Below are 1,817 nucleotides of genomic sequence, written 5' to 3'. Positions count from 1 at the left end.
AGTGCGGCCGCCGCCTCGACCGCCGGGCCGACGCCCGGCAGGGCCAGCCCGCCATCGCTGTATTCACGCTGCATGTCGATCAGAACGAGGATCGATTCCGACAAGAAAGCGGGCTCCAGCTTGGCGCCGGCATGGTCGAGCAGGGTCTTGGGAAGCATCGAATGTCTCCTGGCAGGCTTGGGAAGGATCAGGCCGCTTCGGCCGGCGCCTCGGCGGCCAGCGCGGCGGCCACCGAGGGACGGGCGCCGATGCGCCGCATATAGGCCGCGACCGCCGGCCAGCGGCCGAGATCGATGGCGAAGAACCGGGTCCAGCCCAGCACCGTGAACAGATAGGCGTCGGCGACGCTGAAGCCGCCCTCGAGCAGATGGTCCTGCCGCTGCAGCGTCGTCTCGACCACGGCGAGGCGACGGGCCAGCTTGTCGCGGAAGATCGCCTTCGCCTCCTCCGGCAGTGCCGCGTTAAACAGCGGGCTGAGGCCGGCATGGATCTCGCTGGTGATGAAGTTCAGCCATTCCTGCAGCCGCACCCGCTCCCAGCTGCCATTCGCCGGCGCCAGCCCGGCCTCCGGCTTCAGATCGGCCAGGTATTGCAGGATCGCCGGCCCCTCGGTCAGCACCCTGCCGTCATCGAGCTGCAGCGCCGCGACATAGCCCTTGGGGTTGATCGCCAGGAAGTCGCCGCCATCGGCGGTGGTCTTGGTCCGGTTGTCGACCCGGACCAGGGTGAAGGGCAGGTCCAGCTCGCGCAGCACGATGTGCGGCGACAGCGAGCAGGTGTCGGGGACGTAGTACAGCTTCATCCGGCTCTCCGGCATCTGGGCCGCCGCAGGATCGCAGCGGGTCACGCGCCCAGATTTGATCGCCGCCTCGCCTGCAGGAAAGCCGAGATTCTGCCGGATCATTCTGCAATACTGCAGGAATGGATTGGGATCTCGCCCGCTTCGTCCTGGCGCTCGCCCGGCACGGCACCGCCTCCGCCGCGGCGCAGGCCCTGGGGGTCGACCAGACCACCGTGTCGCGCCGTCTCGCCGCCGCCGAGGCGGGGCTGGGCACGCCCCTGTTCGAGCGGGTCGAACGGCGGTTCCGGCCGACGCCGGTCGGCGCCGCGGTGGCGGCCGAGGCGGAGACCATGGAGCGGGCGGCGATCGCCATCCAGCACGCGGCCCAGGACCGCGACGCCGCCTTGTCCGGCCCGGTCACGATCTCGGTCCTGCCGGGCTTCGCCGCCGCCTGGCTGATCCCGCGGCTGGGCGATCTGCGCCGCCGCCATCCCGGGCTGCGGCCGACCGTGCTGAGCACCGACATCAACACCGATCTGGAGCGGCGGGACGCCGATATCGCGCTGCGCCAGGCCCGCCCCCGCTCCGGCGACCTCGCGGCCCGGTTGGGCGTCCGCATCGGCCATGCGGTCTACGGGCCGGAGGACGGCGTGGCCGAAGGCTGGATCGCGCTGGAGCCGGCGCTGGATGCGGTGCCGCAGATGGTCTGGCTGCGCGACCAGCCCGGCGGCACGGACCCGGTGCTGCGCGTCACCGGCGGGCCCGAGCTGATGGCCGCGGCGCAGGCCGGGCTGGGGCGCGCCGTAATCCCCTGCTACATGGCGGACGGCGCCCCAGGCCTGCGCCGCCTGTCCGGCCCGGCGCCGGTGGCCAGCCGCGAGCTGTGGATCGTCCTGCCGGCTCCGGCCAAGGACGTGCCGCGCATCCGGGTCGTCGCCGACTGGCTCGCGGCCGCGCTGGCCGAGGATCGGGAGAGGCTGGAGGGGGTGCAGACTTAGCCAGGGACATTCGCTCGACGGCGGCTCTCCCCCTCACC

The 1,817-nt window shown here is 72.3% G+C and carries 2 protein-coding genes; one reads left to right on the top strand and one right to left on the bottom strand.

Features of this window, described 5'->3' with window-relative positions; genetic code table 11:
• Nucleotides 1-187: 187 nt before the first annotated feature.
• On the bottom strand, nt 188-802 hold the full coding sequence (gene gstA / locus P409_RS33365) for a glutathione transferase GstA (RefSeq protein WP_034848810.1): 615 nt from the start codon (nt 800-802) through the stop codon (nt 188-190).
• A 119-nt stretch (nt 803-921) separates the two neighbouring features.
• On the opposite strand from gstA, the gene P409_RS33360 reads away from it, so the two are divergent.
• The gene (locus P409_RS33360) at nt 922-1,779 is read left to right on the top strand and encodes a LysR family transcriptional regulator (protein ID WP_034848808.1); all 858 of its coding nucleotides are present in this window, start codon (nt 922-924) and stop codon (nt 1,777-1,779) included.
• Nucleotides 1,780-1,817: the final 38 nt, after the last annotated feature.

The organism is Inquilinus limosus MP06 (genome assembly GCF_000767795.1).
In the GTDB taxonomy this organism is placed as follows: Bacteria; Pseudomonadota; Alphaproteobacteria; order DSM-16000; family Inquilinaceae; genus Inquilinus; species Inquilinus limosus_E.
The sequence above is the reverse complement of the archived record's forward strand: the minus strand, read 5'-3'. Positions and strand labels throughout refer to the sequence as shown.

Excerpts from the sequence above, each read along its gene's own strand:
- gstA (WP_034848810.1), bottom strand. The coding sequence starts at position 802 with ATGAAGCTGTACTACGTCCCCGACACCTGCTCGCTGTCGCCGCACATC.
- P409_RS33360 (WP_034848808.1), top strand. The coding sequence starts at position 922 with ATGGATTGGGATCTCGCCCGCTTCGTCCTGGCGCTCGCCCGGCACGGC.